This is a genomic window from Streptomyces sp. NPDC048644, assembly GCF_043199105.1.
GTDB lineage: Bacteria > Actinomycetota > Actinomycetes > Streptomycetales > Streptomycetaceae > Streptomyces.
In genome coordinates this window covers 34,537-51,009 of the sequence record NZ_JBICVO010000015.1, presented here as the reverse complement: position 1 = coordinate 51,009, position 16,473 = coordinate 34,537, and the positions used below count along the sequence as shown (strand labels likewise).

At 74.3% G+C, this 16,473-nt stretch carries 10 protein-coding genes; 3 read left to right on the top strand and 7 right to left on the bottom strand.

The window, feature by feature from the left end:
* Positions 1-377: 377 nt before the first annotated feature.
* The 3 genes from ACGFNI_RS27910 to ACGFNI_RS27900 all read left to right on the top strand — a co-directional run bounded on the left by ACGFNI_RS27910 (position 378) and on the right by ACGFNI_RS27900 (position 3,635).
* The gene (locus ACGFNI_RS27910; protein WP_393687432.1) at positions 378-896 is read left to right on the top strand and encodes a hypothetical protein; all 519 of its coding nucleotides are present in this window, start codon (positions 378-380) and stop codon (positions 894-896) included.
* Between the two features lie 456 nt (positions 897-1,352).
* Positions 1,353-2,369 (top strand): hypothetical protein, encoded by a 1,017-nt coding sequence (locus tag ACGFNI_RS27905; protein WP_393687431.1) that lies wholly within the window; start codon positions 1,353-1,355, stop codon positions 2,367-2,369.
* Positions 2,370-2,462: 93 nt separating this feature from the next.
* The gene (locus tag ACGFNI_RS27900; protein WP_393687430.1) at positions 2,463-3,635 is read left to right on the top strand and encodes a hypothetical protein; all 1,173 of its coding nucleotides are present in this window, start codon (positions 2,463-2,465) and stop codon (positions 3,633-3,635) included.
* A 259-nt stretch (positions 3,636-3,894) separates the two neighbouring features.
* Here the strand turns inward: ACGFNI_RS27900 and ACGFNI_RS27895 are convergent, their stop codons facing one another.
* From ACGFNI_RS27895 to ACGFNI_RS27865, 7 genes are all read right to left on the bottom strand, one after another.
* Positions 3,895-4,809 (bottom strand): peptidoglycan-binding protein, encoded by a 915-nt coding sequence (locus ACGFNI_RS27895; RefSeq protein ID WP_393687429.1) that lies wholly within the window; start codon positions 4,807-4,809, stop codon positions 3,895-3,897.
* Entirely contained in the window at positions 4,809-6,404 is a 1,596-nt protein-coding gene (locus tag ACGFNI_RS27890; RefSeq protein ID WP_393687428.1) for a DUF6519 domain-containing protein, read from the bottom strand. The genes ACGFNI_RS27895 and ACGFNI_RS27890 overlap by 1 nt, the downstream gene beginning before the upstream one ends.
* Before the next feature lie 88 nt (positions 6,405-6,492).
* Complete coding sequence (locus ACGFNI_RS27885; RefSeq protein WP_393687427.1) at positions 6,493-8,685, bottom strand: hypothetical protein; 2,193 nt, start codon at positions 8,683-8,685, stop codon at positions 6,493-6,495.
* Entirely contained in the window at positions 8,682-12,539 is a 3,858-nt protein-coding gene (locus tag ACGFNI_RS27880) for a putative baseplate assembly protein (protein WP_393687426.1), read from the bottom strand. The genes ACGFNI_RS27885 and ACGFNI_RS27880 overlap by 4 nt, the downstream gene beginning before the upstream one ends.
* Positions 12,536-15,748 carry a putative baseplate assembly protein gene (locus ACGFNI_RS27875; protein ID WP_393687425.1) on the bottom strand — a complete coding sequence of 1,071 codons (3,213 nt, stop codon included), beginning with the start codon at positions 15,746-15,748 and terminating at the stop codon, positions 12,536-12,538. The genes ACGFNI_RS27880 and ACGFNI_RS27875 overlap by 4 nt, the downstream gene beginning before the upstream one ends.
* On the bottom strand, positions 15,745-16,131 hold the full coding sequence (locus ACGFNI_RS27870; protein WP_393687424.1) for a GPW/gp25 family protein: 387 nt from the start codon (positions 16,129-16,131) through the stop codon (positions 15,745-15,747). Before ACGFNI_RS27870 ends, ACGFNI_RS27875 begins: the two co-directional genes overlap by 4 nt.
* Positions 16,128-16,436, bottom strand: a complete 309-nt coding sequence (locus tag ACGFNI_RS27865) for a hypothetical protein (RefSeq protein WP_393687423.1) — start codon at positions 16,434-16,436, stop codon at positions 16,128-16,130. Before ACGFNI_RS27865 ends, ACGFNI_RS27870 begins: the two co-directional genes overlap by 4 nt.
* Between the last annotated feature and the right edge of the window lie 37 nt (positions 16,437-16,473).

The following is a 16,473-nucleotide window of genomic DNA, read 5'->3' as shown; positions in this document are numbered from 1 at the left end:
GCGACATTGCGGTCGTGTGCCGCAGGTGTCCCCGTCCTGCTGGGAAGGTCACCCGCCGTGCTCGCTGTGTTCGTCATGCCTGCCACCGTGTGCCCGGCGCGCGGGGTACGGGGACGGCGTGCGCCGCTCGTGGGGCCTTTTGCTGCTGATCTGTCAACACCCTTGTTCCGTAGCAGAGTTGACGTGGTCGGGTGCTGGGTGGCCGTCCGTGGTCTGTGCAGACGGGTCGCCGATGGCGGTACGCACGCCGGATGGTGCGCCGGTGGCCGTCGTCAACTCCCCTTCTGAGGCGGCGCGTTAAGCGCTCGCGTCAGGACCTGCCGCTGCGGGGGCGGGACAGGTCCGCCCAACCCTCGATGCGAAGGATTCTCACCCTCATGCGTCACACCATGCGTCGTTCCATAGCGGTGGCCGCCGCTGCCACCGGCCTGCTGGCCCTCGGCGGCACCGTCGCCCACGCCGCCGACCACCCCGTATCCCACCGCACCGTAGCGGCCACCGGCGATGACAGCGGCCGTGTTGTCGATCCGCCGGTTTCCGGCGGCGAAACCGGCCGAGTTCCCGTCGAGCCGCCGGTCTCCCGTGCTGCCGCGGTCACCCGTGCCGCCGCGGTCACCCGCGACGACGCCAACGTGCCGGCCGATCTCACCAACGAGCCGGCGGACCTCACGGACGAGCCGGCCGACCTCACCAACGTCCCGGCCCTCCGGGGTACGGCGGTGCCGCGGTCCGCCGCGGACGACGGCACCATCCCGCGGGTTCCGACCCTTCCCGGAATTCCTGGGGTGCGGACGGTGCCCGGTGTTCCTGGTGTGCGGACGGTGCCCGGTGTTCCGAGCGTGCCCTCCGTGCCGGGTGTTCCGAACGTCCCGACCGTGCACGGTCAGGGCGTCTGAGGAGGATCAACATCGTGACGGTGACGGAGGGCGCCGGTGCCGGCGCCGACGCGGGATGAGTTCCGCAGGGGACGCCGCGCCCTCCGTCCCACCGGGGCGGCTGAGTACCGCCGTCCCGGACAGCCGGGTGGTCCTATGGACAGCCGGGTGGCCCTCTGTGGGGGAGGGTCACCCGGCCTCGGCGTTTTCCGGGGGAGTTCCGGCGTATCGGCGTACCGACGTACCCGTTTCATTGCGGCCATTTCCCGTCTTTTCAGGTGAGGTTGGCGGCCCGAATCGAAACGTCTCCGCAGCCCATACCGGACATGGCGGAGGAACGGTGACAGGAGGGCCGGGGGGACTTGCGGGCCACCTGGCCACTCGTGCAAGGATCGGGGCATCGCTTGATCACCCGTGACGCGAGTGACGCCGAGGCCGTGTGCCCGGGTGTCCCCGTCCCTCTGGGAAGGTCTCCCCTTGTCTGCTGTGTCCGTCGTGCCTGCCGCCGTGCGCCTTCCGCGCACCGTGGCCGCGCGGCGTGCGCTGCTCGCGGGGCTCTTCCTGATCGGCTTCGTGGCCATCGGCTTCGCCTTCGGCTCCGGCGCCCGCGCGGACGACCGTACGCAGGACCTGACCGGGGCGATCACCCCGGCGAAGGCCGTGGCGGCGCCGCAGGTCACCCACCGGGCGGGCGCATCCGACGAGGCGTCTTCGCTCACGGAGTCAGCCGATGACGCAGCATCAGCCGAGGACGTAGCGTCCGCCGAGGGTGCAGCGTCCCCCGACAAGCCGTCGCCGAAGGGCCGGGCCACGCCCGCGCACCGGGCGTCGGCGCCGACCGTCGAGGCTCCGGCCGAGGCGACGGCACCGGTCCGGGCCGCCACCCGGGCCGGAGCGCCGGTGCGGCACAGCCGTTCCGGGGCCGCACTTGAGCGGCAGGGCGCGGCGGCAGGACAGGCCGCCGCGGGCGAAATCGCCGACGCCGTACGGCCCGCCGCAGAGCAGGCCGCGCGGGTCACCGAGCCGCTGACCGGCGCCGTACGGGAGGTCGGGGGCGCGGCGGGTGCCGTGCTGCCGCTGCCGTGCCCGCCGGGCACGCACCCGGGAGAGCCGGGCGACGGCGGGCGACCGCAGGACGGCAGCGCCCCGCACGGTGGCGCACCGGCCGGTGCGCACCACGCCGCCGGGTCCGACGCGGCGGGTACGGCGCGCTCCGGTGCCGCCGGGACGCGTGCGCCGGCCGCCGAGCAGGCCCGTAGCGCCGTGCACGAGCAGGGCACGCCGGGCCGTGACGGCCTGCCGGGTCCGCTCCCCGAGGCGCCGGTGGCGCCCGCTTCGCAGAGCGCGGGCGCGGGCCACGGTCCGCGCGGTGACCAGCACGCCGTGCTTCCCGCTGACATCACGCTCGTCGGGCTGCTGCCCGGTGGCGTGCGCACGGCCGATGGCGTGCCGACGCGTCACCGTGCCGAAGACATCCTCGAATTCCCCGGCTAGGGCAGACCGTTCCGCGTCTGAATCCGACCTGCCGCGCGGGGGCGGGACAGGTCTGCCCGTCAACACCCCCTGAATTCGAAGGACTTTCCTCTCATGCGTATCGCCATCCGCCGTTCCATCGCCGTCGCCGCCACCGCCACCGGCCTGTGGGCCCTGGGCACCGTCGCCGCCAACGCCGCCGAACTGCCCGCCACTTCGGACCTGCCCGCCGCCGGCTCCGTGACCGACGCGGCGAAGCAGCTGCCGGTCGGGGACGTGGCCGGCACCGCGAAGCAGCTGCCCGCGGGTGACGTCACCAAGGCGGCGAAGCAGCTGCCGGCCGGTGAGGTCGCCGAGACCGCGAAGCAGCTGCCCGCGGGTGACGCCGTCGGCACGGCGAAGAAGACCGTGCGCGGGGCCGCCGGCCAGGCGGCCGGCACCGTCGGCAAGGGCCTGCCCGCCGACAGCCTGCCTGCCACCGACGGTCTGCCCACCGATGGGCTCGGCCCCGTGACCAACGCGCTCGGCGGTGTCCACACCACGGCCGACGGTTCCGGTCTCCAGGACGCCGGGAAGGTCACCGGCATCGCCAAGGGCGACCACGTGGGCCGCGTCGGCCGTGCCGTCCAGAGCGTGCAGCGCGCCGCCGACGGCGCCCCGACGCTGCCGAACACGCCCGAGCTGCCCGGCACTCCCTCGCTGCCGGGCACCCCGGCGCTGCCCGGTGCCGAACTGCCCGGCGGCCAGCCGAAGGGCCTGCCCAAGGCCCCCGCGCTGCCCCAGGCCCCCGGCTCCGTCACCAACCTGGTGGCCGCTCTCACCAGTGCCGGTGTGCGCCCCGAGCAGCTGACCGCCCTGGCCCAGGGTGACCTGGCCACCGTCCGCCCGGCCGCCGAGCAGGCCGTCGGCGGTGTGCGGACCACGGCCACCGGCATTGTGGTCAAGGTCGTGCCGGTCGCCCAGAACGCGGTGTCGGCCGCCGACGGCCAGGGCGCCGTCACCCGGACCGTCGCCGGTGTGCAGAGCCTCGCGCCGACGCGGACCGTCCCCGGCGTTCCGGCCGACGCGACCGGCGCGACTGGCCTGAGCGGCCTGTCCGACCTGTCCGGCCTGACCGACGCCGCCACCGTCCCGGCCCTGCCGGTCCTGCCGGGCGTGCCCTCGGTCCCCTCCGTTCCCTCCGTCCCCTCCGTCCCCTCCGTCCCGGCGCAGCCGAGCCTGCCGACCGTCCCCTCCGTTCCCTCCGTCCCCTCCACCCCCGCGCTGCCGGGCGCCCAGGGCGTCTGAGTCCTGCCGCTGCGCCCCGCGGTGTCACAGGAAACCTCGCTACGGTGACGGCGGAAGCACCGTAGCGGCGCCGCCCCGCCGGTCGAGCGATCGGACGGCGGGGCCTGCCGCCGCCCCATGAACAGCCGGGTGGTCCTCTGTGGGGGAGGGCCTCCCGGCCTTGGTGTTTTCGGGGTCGCGCACGCACGGCGAGGGCCGGCGTCCGATGGATACCGGGCGCCGGCCCTCGCCGTGCGTGCCGTCAACTCACCCGCTTCGGCTACACATTGGGCACGTGCAGCCGCTCCCAGCTCACCTTCCCCGGTATGCCGTCCGCGTCCTTGCCGGAGAAACCCAGCTTGCGCTGCCACGCCGCGTACGACGTGCGGTCGGCGTCGGTCCACGCCGGACCGGGTCCTTCCTGGTAGCGGCCACAGCCCTCGGCGACCAGCCGTTCGCCCATCGCCGTGATCACCGCGCTGTAGGCGTCGGCGCGGAAGAAGTCCCGGCCGGGGAACGGCTCGTACGGCGGGTGCTGCGGCTTGGGCGGCACCGGGCGTTCGGTGCCGCCGCCGTCCCCGGAGTCCTTGGGGCCCGCCGCGGGGTCGGCCAGCCGCTTCTTTATCCGGGTCCGCATCGCGTCCATCGTGAAGCCCCGCGGGTCGACCTTGCCGGGCTGCCACTCCTTGTGGCCGATCACCGACTTCTCGCTCCAGCCGTGCGCGCGGCAGATGGCCGCCGACACCTTCTCGATGGCGGTCTGCTGCTCCTCGGGCCACGGGTCCTGGCCGTCGCCGAGGTTGATGCACTCGAAGCCGTAGAAGTGCCGGTTGCCGTCCGTGTCGGCCTCGTTGTCAGGCGGCAGGTCCGTCTCGTTGACCACGGCGCGCAGTACGTCGCCGTCGCCGAGACCCGCGTGGTTGGCGCGGCCGTTGCCGACGAGGTGGATCTCGCCTCTCTTGTCGATCACGCCGTGGCAGAGCGGGCCCGGCAGGTCGGACCGGCCCTCGTAGCAGAGGTCCACGGAACTGCCGGTGCCCTCGGTGGCGGTGTGGTGGATCAGCACGCCGTTCAGCGGGCCCCACGGGCCCTTCGCGTTGCGGTTGTGGGTGCGCCATTCGCGGACCTCGTGGACCACCAGGCCCTCGTCGCGCAGCGCCTTCAGCAGCTTGGACGCGGTCAGTGGCGTCGCCATCAGCTGTCACTCCCCTCGTCGACGGCGGCTTCGGCAGCCGCGGTTGTCTGTGACCGGCTCGGTACGGGACCTGCGCCCGCCGTTTCCGCCCCGCCGGACTCCTCGGCCCGTGCCCTCGCCTCGGCGTCCAGCGCCGCCTCGTCGGCCGCCGGGATGCCCGCCGACAGGGGCCGGAAGGCCAGCCGCAGGTCCGGCGCGGTGCCCTCGCCTTGTACCCACGCCAGCGGCGCGTAGTGCACCGCGATGCCGGCCGGTTCCTGGAGGAGCGGGCGGCGCGCCGCGTCGGCCGGCCATTCGACGCCGCCGGTGGCGGTACGGGCCGGGATCAGCCAGAAGTCGCCGGTGCGGTAGCTGCCGCCGGCCGCGAAGTACACCTCGACGCCGTCCTCAAGCGGCAGCCAGCCGCCCTCATCCACCCGCAGCGCGCCGTGCCGAAGCCCGCCGGACTTCGCGCCGCGCCGGGCCTGCCTGCCGCTCTCGCGGTGGTCCCAGCGGCGCAGGAACGGGTGGAGTTCGGGCCGCCTGCCGACGCCGGGTGCCGGTTCGTCCGAGAGCCGTACCCGGCGTCCCGGCAGGTCGAGTTCCTCCACCCGCAGCAGCGGCTCGGCCTCGCCCCTGCTGGTGTAGGCGGTGTCGACGAACTCGACGAGGTCGCCGACGTTGAGGTCCAGCTTGTCGTCGCTGCCGAGGGTCGCCAACTCCACCCAGGTGCCGTCGAGTTCGTCGACAGGGAAGGTGACGGATCCGTTCTCCCTCGACCATTTGAAGGTGGCGTCCTGCGCGCCGCCGCCGTCGTGCACCTCCACCCGGTAGAGCTGGTTCTCCGGCCCCCGGTAGCGGGCGTCCGGCGCGACCAGGCACGGGTCGTCGTCCCCGTGCGCCGGGCGTTCGCTGCGCGCCGCGAGCCGGGAGGACGGGGCCGCGGCCTTCTGGGCCCAGCGGGTGAACGCCGCGCGGATGTCGTCGATCGGCGGGTTGTCGGACTCCAGGCCCAGCTCCGAGCCGGGCAGCGGCAGCACCTGCCAGACGACCTTGGCGCGGGCCGCGGTGTCCGGCATCGCCGAGCCCAGCGCCACCTCGCGCAGCGCCGGGTCCTCGGCCGCCGTGACGGTCCGCTCCCACACCTTCAGATAGGCCAGGTAGGGGAACCGCGTCGGCAGCCGGTCGCCGGGGCGCTCCGGGTCGCGGAAGCCGTCGGGCTGGTCCCAGTACGTCCAGGTGGCGGGCGGCGCGGCCGGCTCGCCCTCGCCGTCCTTGCCGCCCCGGTCGCCGTCGCCGCCGTCGGCGGGTACCGGGACACCGGGCGCGGGACGGGTCGCGTCGCACAGGATCCCGTCGACGTAGTACCGGCCGCCGCTGATGATCAGGTCGTCCAGCTCGCGGGCGCCGCCCCGCAGTTCGATGTGGAAGCCGGTGGCGCCGCGCGGGCCGCCGTGCTGCCCGATCAGGTCGGCCGCGAGGGTGCGCGCCTGGAACAGCTGGATCGCGGTCTGCTCGTTGGCGTCGGCGTCCAGCTGGACGCGGCCCTGCTGGGCGACCACCGCAGAGTAGTGACGCTCCGGCCGGTGGGTGATGCGGGAGAGGTCTGCGTGCATGGAAGAAGGTCCCCCTCGGACGGGATGGTGCTCGGAAGGTCGGGGTGAGAGCCGGTGTCCGGCCCCCGGTCGGGCGGGCGCGGCGCGCTCACGTCACGAAGAACAGGCCGGAGTCGGTGCCCGCCGGGGTGTAATCGGCGAGCCTGGCCCGCAGGCTGTCCTCCCGCTGCGGCTGGTACAGATCGTGGTACGCGCCCAGCTCCGCGCCGTCCTCAGCGCCGCGCCTGATCTCGTCGGCGCAGACGGCGGACAGCTGCGCGTAGTGCGGTGTCCCGTACCGCTCGTCGCGCAGCACCGGACGCACCCGCGTGGCATCACCAGGACCCGCCAGGTCGGGTTGGCAGCGGTAGCGGCGCGGGGTGCGGGAGCCGGGCGGCACGTAGCAGAACCGCAGGCAGCCGGTGCCGCGCCGGGCGACGTGCAGACGGCCGGTGAAGATGCTGTTCTCGGCGAGCTGCACGGCGTGCGTGTGCACCCCGCCGATGACCGTGCTGCGGTGCGCGTACAGGACCGCGTGCGCGTGGCGGCAGTCCGGCGCCGACAGTGCCTCGCGGTCGTGTCCTGTGGCGTCCAGGATGCTGTCGCGCAGGTGGACGGGGAGCGGGTCGGTGGAGACCTCGTCGCCGATCACCTCGATCGTGCCGAGGATGCAGCGGTCGATCTCCACGCAGGCGGTGGTCCGGTCCAGGACCAGGCTCGGCTCGTCAGGCGAGTGCGGGTCGCACTCCGGCTCCAGGGACCAGCCGGGCACCAACGTGCAGTGCCGCAGTGCCAGTTGGCCCATCGGCCCGCTGACGTTCAGCCCGCGGCCGGTGACCAGCAGCCCGTCCAGGACCATCCGGGGCCGCTCGCCCGGCGCGCAGTCCTCGTCCCGGGCGCGGATGTTGAGGGCGTCGGGCCGGTTGCTGTACCAGTCGAGCAGCCGGATCACCGGGCGGGTGCCATCGGCGGCGCGCAGTTCGAGCCGGTCGCCCGGATCCAGGTCGAAGTCCAGCTGTTCCTGGTAGGCGCCGCTGTGCGTGATCTCGATGACGCCGTCGGGCCCGCAGCGCCCGGCCCTGCGGTCGTGCTGCCAGGCGCCGTACGCGTCCATGATCCGCCGGAAGTCCTGGCCTGGCCCGACCCGGTAGACCGCGACGTCGGGCGGCAGCGCGCGCCCCGCGTCCGCCCGGTCGTCGCGCGGGTACTCGCCGCCGCCCAGGTCGTCCCCGAACCCGTAGTGGTAGTCCACCCAGACGCCCTGCCGGGGCGCCGAACGGGAGCCGAACGCGATGCGGCCCAGCTCCGGGTCGACCGCGATCTGGCCGCGCTTGGGGCGGTAGCGCCACTCGGAGAGGTCCGCGACGACGAGGTCGGCGAGCGGCACCGGGGTGTCGTGGCCGTCCCGGCGGATGGTGAAGCTCTTGCCGGGCCCGTAGTAGTCGGCGAGCCGGTCGTGCAGCTGCCTGCGGCGGATCGCGGCCGGTACGTTGTCGACCGTCGCGAGGTGCGTCGCCGAAGGCTCCGGCTCCGGGCGGGTCACCAGCGGGGTGTCGTTGCCCAGGATCGAGAAGGTGTAGAGGCTGCGGGCGCGGTCGATGCAGTACGCGGGGGCGTGCGTCACCGCATACGGCCGCAGCCGCCACACGAACAGGCCCACACCGGCCGGGGTGTAACCCCCTTGCCGGTACCGGGAGTCGGCCCGGCGGACGTCCACCGACCTGGCGACCGCGCCGAACGGGCCGCCCGCCAGGTCGAGGGCCGCGCCGTCCCGCACGTCCACCAGGCGACCACGGCCGCGCCGCCGCTCGTCGGCGACGGCGGTGCCCGACCCGTACAGCTTCACCGGCTGCTGGTGCGCCACCAGCCGGGAGAACTCCACGGCCCGCGCGGGCCAGCCGGCCACCCCGTCGGACAGCTCCTCCAGCAGGGCGAGGGTGCCCTTGCGCCGCCGGTTGCCGACGGTCGCCGCCACATCGCGGCGCGGCGCCAGCGCCTCGGCGAGCCGCCGCCGTGAGGCGTCCGGCAGTCCGCCGTCCCGCAGCCCCGTCGCCAGGACCCGTTCGTAGCCGGGCAGCGGGCGGTAGCCCACCAGATCGCCGATGTAGGGCAGCACCCACTCGGCTGCGCTCTCCACGAACCAGTCGTCGTACTGCTGGGCGACACCGTCCCGCACCCGGTCGGCCTGTTCCGCGATCACCGCGAGCAGCGCCCGCAGCGGCTCGCCGCCCTCCGCGTCCCGCAGCCGGTGCCACTGCGGCAGCAGTTCGGCGAGCCCGTCCGGCTCCCTCGTCGAACTCATCGGGCAACCTCCGTGAGGATCAGCGTGTCCGCGACCTGCGGTGAGAACAGCGCCAGTTGGGCGGGCCTGATGCCGCGGAAGACGAAGACGGCACGTCCCCGCTCCAGCGGCCGGGTGTCGGTGATGTCGGGGTTCAGGCGCAGCAGCTCGGCCAGCGGGATGCCGTACCGCGCGGCCACCGACGACAGCGTCTCGCCGCCCTCGTCGGTGACCTCGTGGATCTGCTCGTCGTACACCGCCGTACGGGACGGCACCGAGGCCGCGGGCGGCTCGGCGAACCGGCCGGCGAGGCCCGCGAGCCCGGCCGGGGTGACGGACGCGGGGACGCCGGTGAAGACGTCCGCGTCCACGTAGTCGACCCCCGGCACCGCCTGCGCCGCGGCCAGCAGCTCCGAGAGGTACGCGGGCTGCCCCAACTTCCGCCCCTCGTAGCCGAGCCCGGCCAGCAGCGCCTGCCGGATGCGCGGCTCGACCAGCTGCCAGGAGAAGTCCGGCGCCACCTTCACCTTCGCCGCCGCCACCAGCAGGACCGTCTCGCGCACGGCCACCCGCACCGGCAGCCTGGCATCGCCGTACTCGGCGAGCGCGGCCCGCAGCGACCGCAGCACCTCGGCGTCCGGCGCGATCGGGATGTCGTCCACCCCGGCGACGGTGACGTGCAGGACCCGCCGCCGCCCGTCGAACAGCTCCCGCGCCGACGCCCGGCCGATACCGGCGCGCGAGCGGGCGAAGTCCTCGTAGTCGGCGACCGAGACCAGCCGGTCCAGGGCGGAAACGGACAGCGGCACGGTCCGCCGGGTGAGGCCGGGTCCGTCGGCGTCGGCGCCGCCGGTCGCCGGCTGCGGGTTGGTGACCGCGGTGACCCCCAAGGGGCGGGTGACCGCCTGGGTGATGCGGTGCGCCGCGACGTTCGCCGCGCGGCCGGTGCCGAAGCGGTAGCGGGCCCGTACGTTGTCGTGCCCGGACGGCAGGCGGGCGCCGTGTACCCCGTCGCCGAACGTCACCGTCGTCCGCCCGCCCGCACCCCCGGACGCGGGGGACGCGCCCCCGTCCGCCGTGCCCGTCACATACACCCGCTCGTGCGGACCGCGCCCTGCCAGGCTGTCCACCGGGTGCCACAGCAGCCCGTCGACCCGCACATCCAACTGCGGGGTGGCGCCGAGGGGATTGTCGTCGGGCAGCCAGGTCAGCGGCGACTGCCACAGCGCGAACGTCTGGTTCGCGCGCGCCGCGTCGCCGCTGCCGATCGGCTCGTCCCGGCTCTCGCCGTGGGTGGCGGCCACCACGTTGCCCTGGATGCGGACCGTGTCGCGCAGATAGCGATGGGTCAGACCGGAAGTGAGGGTGAGCGTGGTGTGCACCCGGTCGCCCGGCAGCTCGGGATCGAGGGTCTGCGCGACCCCCGCGATCACCGCCAGTTCGGTGCCGCCGACTCCGGACGCACCGGGAATGTCGGTCCGCTCGCCCGAGACGATCAGCTGCCGCCCCGGCGTCAACCCGTCGTACAGCCCTCCGAGTTCGATCCGGTCGCCGTGCACGTCCTCGCCCAGCGGCTCGTCCGCCTGCCGCAGCGCCTCGCCCGCCGCGTGCACCGTCGTGTCCCGGATCGCGGACAGCACCACGTCGTGCTCGTCCAGCCACGGGTCGGCGAGGGTCAGCAGGGTGCCGCGCCCGGTGATGCCGTACTGGGTGTGCACGACGGTCCTTACGGCGGTGACCTTGGTGGTGACGAACGCGAGCTTCTTGTCACCCGGGATGCCGTCGGGCCCCTCCTTGCCCTTGCGCGGGCGCTCGATCGCCACCCAGCTGCCGACGGTGACCGCGTCGTGCACCGCGTCCAGGGCCAGCTCGTGGCGGTCGGCGGGCTCCGGGACCGTCGCGATGCCGATCTCCACGGCGGGCGGCTCGCCGCCGGACGCCACCCGCACCGAGATCTCGTACTCGCCGTGGGTGATCTGCCGGTGCTCGCCTGGCCCCAACTCCCAGCTCTGCGGCGTGCCGTTGTCCACCGACACGTGGAACTTGCCGTTCTCGCCCGGCCTGGACACGAACAGGGTGCGCTCCGGCAGCCCCGGCAGCAGCCGCGCGGTGACCCCCGGGGTCTGCGAGTCCACCGGGCGGCGCCCCAGCCAGCTCAGGTCGTGGTCCTGGCCACTGCGGGTGGACAGCTCGATCCTGCCGGGGCCGAGTGCCAGCGTCGTGTCGGCCGGAAGGTTCTCGCTGACCTGCTGCGAGCTGCCGGTCTCGATGTGCTGGAACTCCGCGCGCACCGGCACCTTGCCCGCCGTGTCGAACACCACCCGCATGCTGGTCAGCGCGGCACCCGTCAGCGGCCAGTCCGCGGTCCTGATGACCCGGCCGCGATCGTCCTGCACGGGCTTGAGCGGGGCCGTCGCACCGAACGGCGCCGCCGTCACCCGCATCGCCAACAGGGCCCGGAGAACCGGAAGTTCCGGCGCCGCCTTCCCGCCCGACGCGCGGGCCGAGGCCAGGCGCCACGCCGGGTACAGCCCGTCGGACACCCGCGGATCCAGCGCCGCCAGCAACTGCGCACCCAGGTCGGAACCGGCCGCGAACAGCCTGCCGGGATCGCGGGCGAGCGCACGGGCGCCGGATGGCGGGCGGACGACCTGCGTGCGCAGGGCGGGCAGCAGGTCACCCAACAGGCGGGCAGCGGCGGGGATTTGAGGAACCTCCCCGCCGTCACCGCTGCCGCCCCCGGCATCGGCCGGCTCGCCGGACAACTCGGCTGCCCGCTCCGCCAGTTCGCCGAGCACCGCCTCCAGTTCCTCGAACCACGCGGCCACGTCCTCGTACGCGGCGGACAGCGCCTGCGCCTCCGCCAGCCTGGCGTGCGGCCCGGCCAGCCGCGCGATGAACTGCGCCGGGGTGGCGATGCCGTCCAGGTCCTTGCGCAGCGGTGCCAGCACCTGCGCGTCGAAATCCGCGATGAACCGGCTGACCGGGCGCGGATTGGGCGTCTCGGGAGTGGGCGGACCCGGCTCGTCCGGATCATCCGGATCGCCCGCGTCCGGCGGCTCGGTGATCCACTCCCGTGCCTCGGCCACCAGCTCCTTCAGCGACCGCGGCGCGGACTGCGGGAGACCGATGCCCGTCACGTCCTCCTCGCGGTCCCGCCGCACCGAGGCGACGGACAGCAGCGTGCGCTCGGAACCGAAGTCGCACAGCAGCCGGTCGCCGACGGCCAGCGCCGTGTGGGTGCCCGCGATCAGCAGCTCCGGCCTGGTCCGCAGATCGTCGGCGGTCAGCAGCGCAGGGCGGCGGCGCCGCACCGGCAGCTCGTTCCACACCGCGCGCGCGGTCAGCTCCTCCTCGGTCTCGAAGGTCTGCGACCCCTCGTCCGAACCGGCAGGCACGCTGTGACTGCGCGCCCCGCGCGGGATCACCACCGGCAGGTCACCGGCGCGCGGATCACGGTCGAGCGTGTACGCGAGATGCGTGTCGGCGGCGACACCGGGCCGCGGCCTGTGCCCCACCAAGCGGCCGAGCAGCGCCAGCGAACGGTGCTCGTTCGCGGTCCGCAGATAGCCCTCGTCCGCGATCCGCTCGGAGTGGAAGGTCAGCAGATCACCCAGGACGGCCCAGGAGTCGAGCAGCCCGATGGACGGGTCGTCGGGGGTGCGCACGGTCAGCCCGCGCAGCGCCGGATACGCGGGCGAGGCGAGCCGGTCCAGCATCGCGTCGAGGAACGAACCGTAGGTGCCGACCCGGTAGTCCAGGGCGGCCCGGCCCGGCGGGTTGTACAGCGCGTCCGGCGCCCGCCGTTCGTCGTGCCCGCCGCCTTGGCAACCGCAGCCGCAGTCGTCGGCGCTTCCTGCCGGAATCCCGTTCATCGCCCGCCCTCCAGCTCGATGACCAGCTGCCCGTTCTCGGGCCGGTCCGGGTCGTTGTCGCAGCGTGCGACCTCCAGCGGTCCGAGCCGCAGCACACCCGCCTCCAGTTCTCCGTCGTCCGTGTGGAACAGCCGCCGCAGCCTGGTCACCCGCACGCTCACCACACCGGGCACCCCGGCCGCCACCGCCACCAGACGGCTCAGCCGCACCGGCTCGCCGAACGTCAGCGCGTCCGGATGGAAGAAGCCCCGCCGGCCACCGGGCAGCGGGCGGCGGCCCAGCACGCGGTACAGCTCGGCGAGGATCTGCCCGTGCTGATGGCCGGGCGCCGCGCACACCGACAGGACGACGTCCAGCGGCACCGTCCGCGCAGGACCGACGACCAGGTCGTGCCCGATCCTGCGGTAGCTCTCCAACGCGCAGGCCACCGAATCGAGCAGCGCGGCGGGCGGTTCCTCGTACCCGAGTGCGTCCACGGCGACATGCGCCTCCTGCACGCTGCCCGTCCACCGGATCTCCGCCGCCGCCCGCTGCACCCCCGGAAGCCCGGACGCCAGCGCCGCGTAGTCGTCGGCCGTCACGGCCCGCAACCGGGTACGCCGCAGATCCAGCGGCGCCAACTGCCGCACCTGCTCGACCGGTTCGGGTTCCGTCCCGCCGACCGCGGGCAGCGGATTGCGCACCCCGGCGACGGGCAGTGGTTCGGCCGCATCCGAATCCTCCGGGTCGCGCCGCAGCACCAGATGGCCGATGGCCTCGGCGCCGACGTTGCCCGCCGTGCCGCCGCCAAGACGGTAGTGCAGCCGCAGCCGGCTGCCGGGCTCCGGGCGGGCGCCGTACCTGCCGTCTCCGAAGCGCAGCGCCAGCCGCCCGTCGTCGTCCAGCTCCCCGACCACGTGCCGGTCACGATGCGTACTGGCCAGCAGATCCCGGCGAGGTGTCCACGGCTCCTGATCCGGCCGGTCCGCGTCGGTCAGGCGCAGCGCGGGCAGCGCCTCGCGCGGGTCCTGGAGGAGAGCGGCTGCCGGGCCGTGCAGCACCGGCTCGTCCGGGTGCAGCCCCGCCGCGTACGCCGGACCCCAGGTGTGCGCGATCTCCCACGCCGTACGCCCGTCCAGCACCGTCCCGGCCCGCGCGCGTGCCCCCAGCACCTCCAGGCGCCGCCGCTTCGCCGCCAGCAGTCGCGGACTGCGGTGCAGCAACTCCCGCAGCGCCCGCACCGGATGACGCCGCAGCTCCAGCGCCTCCAGCAGCCGCAGCCCGAACAGCACGGCCAGCTCGGCGACCTCCGCATCCCCGAGACCGTCGTGATCACGGGCGCTGCGCCACAGCTCCACCAGCCGCCCGCGCACCCGCTCCGGAATCTCCGCGAGCCGCTCGGCCTGCCCCGCCGCCACCTGCAGCGGGCGCGGGAACGGCACCGCCTGCACCACGGGGGAGCGGTGCAGCACCGGCCGCAGACGCGGCGCGATGCCCGGGTACACGGACTGCGCGAGCAGCGTCCGCAACGCCTCGGCCTGCGCGTACGCCGTGCCGGGCACCACCTTCTCGGCACGCAGCCCGGCCGACTCCAGACCGATCCCGGCCCGCACCGTCTGCGGCTCGCCGACGACGCTGAACAGCTGCCTGACGTCGTCCGCCCGCAGCGGTCTGCCGCATTCGGCCTGCTCCACCAGGGCGTTGATGAGCGCGGCCACCGCGTTGTCGGCCGCGTCGCGGTCCCCGCAGCCGAATGCCGGCGGGTCACAGGAGCCGAGCACGGCAGGCACCGGCGGCACGGTGTAGATCTCCGGCAGCCCGTCGCCCGCGTCCCCCTCACCGTCCGCCCCGTACGTCAGCGACCTGCCGTGATCCACCAGGACGACATTGCCGCGCGCCACGCTGACGTCGCCGACCGGCGCGCAGTCCCGCCCGCCGAGGGTGGACAGGCACAGCGGGAAGGCCAGCGCGTCCTCGGCCGCCCAGGTGACCTCAAGCACCGGCTGACCGGCGAGTTGATCGACGGACGGGGTCACCGACGTCAGCCGCACCGCCTGCCGGTGCGCCGGATCGGCGTCACCAGGCGTGCCGGTCCTGGCCCCGCGGACCTCCTCGAACAGCAGCAGATCTCCGGGGCCGAGTAGCAACTCCCGTTCCTGGCACGCCTCGTCGGCCCACCCGTCGCGCAGCGTCGCCGCCGTCGCGCCCTTCGGCAGCGCGCAGACCTCGTCGCCCCAGGTCCACAGCCGGATCGTGTTGTGCGCGGGGTGCAGCGCCAGCGGCCCGTCGGCGACCGGCTCGAACACTTCGAGCGAGCCGCGCTCGCCGAGCACCGCCAGATCCCGGTCGTCGATCACCGACCCGATCTCCGGCCGGTCGCGCGGCCCGAACGTACGGAAGTCGACGGAGGCGAAGCGGAAGGTGCCGGGCAGCAGGGTCAGCGTCCTTACCGTCTCCACGGCGACGAACGCCCGCGCGTTGCAGCCGTCGTGCATCAAGTAGTCGATCAGCCGGACGTGCCGCCGCACCGAGACCCGGCGCCGCGCGGTGTCCAGATACGCCTCGGTCGCCACCGCGTCCTGCTGGTAGCTGATCTGGTCGGCCGTGTACGCCAGCAGATCGACGAGGGTCGAGCCGAGGTCCGCGGCGTTGCGCTCCACCCACTCCGGCGTCGTCAACCGCAGCCGGTCCAGGACGACTTGGCGCAGCGTGTCGTAGTCGCGCGCCGTGTAGTCGATGACCGGCGCGGGACGGAAGGTGTCAGGGCGGTCCGCCGGATCGTCCGCGCAGTCGAAGGGCGCGGGACAGTTCGGCAGGAACGAGAAACCGGCCGAGAAGTACCGCTGGTCGAAACCGGGGAATGGCTCGGTGCCGGGCCGCCCGTACGGGTCGGTCTCGACCACCGAAAGGCGGTACGCGGAGCCGTCGCCCGCCCGGTCCAGCGTCACGAACAGCCGGTCGTCCAGCTCGGGGTCGTCCTCCCGCTCGACGGCTATCTCCTCCGCCGCAAGGCCCGTGATCCGCCGCCCGCCGTCGATCCGGATGTTCTCCGGGCACAGCCCGTGCGGCGCCTTGCCGAGGAAGGTGACCGTCAGCGTCCGCCCGTCGTCGCTCACCTCGACCGCGTCCACGCCGTTGCGCCCGGCATCCCGGATCCGCCCGCGCCTGCCGTCCGTCCGGCAGGACAGCGCGGCCCCCGCTCCGCCCGTCCCGCTGTCCGCCCCGCTCATGCCTCGGCCCCCCGGCCCTCGAAGACCTCATCGCGCCGGCTCGCGGTGGAGCGCACCACGTACCGGAGATACACCCGCACGACGTTCTCCTCGCTCACCACGTCCAGCGACTCCACCTCGATCAGCTCGCCCAGCCAGCGCTGGAGCGACGCCTGCACGGACAGTTCGAGTGCGGCGGCCAGCTCCGGGCTGTTCGGCGTGAACACCAGGTCCAGCAGCCCGCAGCCGAAGTCGGGACGCATCACCCGCTCACCGGGACTGGTGAACAGCAACTGCTCGATCAGATCCCGCACATGCGCGTCGTACCCGGCGTGCCCGGTCCGCCCACGGCGGTCCGTCCGGTACGGAAACGCGATATCGGCCCGTACGGCCCTGGCCTTCATCCGCACATCACTCCCCCTCGCACGACCGCCACGACCGGCGGCCCCTGCGGCACAAGACCGGCCGTGAAGCACATCCCGGCCGTGCTGTCCGTCACCACCGGCACCCCGTTGATCAGCACGCTGTCGCCGTCCGCCGTCCAGCGCACCGAGGCGCAGGGCGCCGGTACGCCGTCGACGGTGTGCCGGCAGCCGACGACCGTGAGCACCTCACCCGCCGTCCGTACCGGCAGCCCGCCCATCAGGACGGCGTGGCCTGCGGAACCCGACAGGGCGGCGGCCACGCCACCGTGCGGACAACTGATCACGGCGCCTGTGTGCACGAGGCCCCCGGACATGGACAAC

What these genes read in the sequence shown, in the direction of transcription:
- ACGFNI_RS27910 (WP_393687432.1), top strand. Translation starts at nt 378, where the DNA reads ATGCGTCACACCATGCGTCGTTCCATAGCGGTGGCCGCCGCTGCCACC.
- ACGFNI_RS27900 (WP_393687430.1), top strand. Translation starts at nt 2,463, where the DNA reads ATGCGTATCGCCATCCGCCGTTCCATCGCCGTCGCCGCCACCGCCACC.
- ACGFNI_RS27895 (WP_393687429.1), bottom strand. Translation starts at nt 4,809, where the DNA reads ATGGCGACGCCACTGACCGCGTCCAAGCTGCTGAAGGCGCTGCGCGAC.
- ACGFNI_RS27890 (WP_393687428.1), bottom strand. Translation starts at nt 6,404, where the DNA reads ATGCACGCAGACCTCTCCCGCATCACCCACCGGCCGGAGCGTCACTAC.
- ACGFNI_RS27885 (WP_393687427.1), bottom strand. Translation starts at nt 8,685, where the DNA reads ATGAGTTCGACGAGGGAGCCGGACGGGCTCGCCGAACTGCTGCCGCAG.
- ACGFNI_RS27880 (WP_393687426.1), bottom strand. Translation starts at nt 12,539, where the DNA reads ATGAACGGGATTCCGGCAGGAAGCGCCGACGACTGCGGCTGCGGTTGC.
- ACGFNI_RS27875 (WP_393687425.1), bottom strand. Translation starts at nt 15,748, where the DNA reads ATGAGCGGGGCGGACAGCGGGACGGGCGGAGCGGGGGCCGCGCTGTCC.
- ACGFNI_RS27870 (WP_393687424.1), bottom strand. Translation starts at nt 16,131, where the DNA reads ATGAAGGCCAGGGCCGTACGGGCCGATATCGCGTTTCCGTACCGGACG.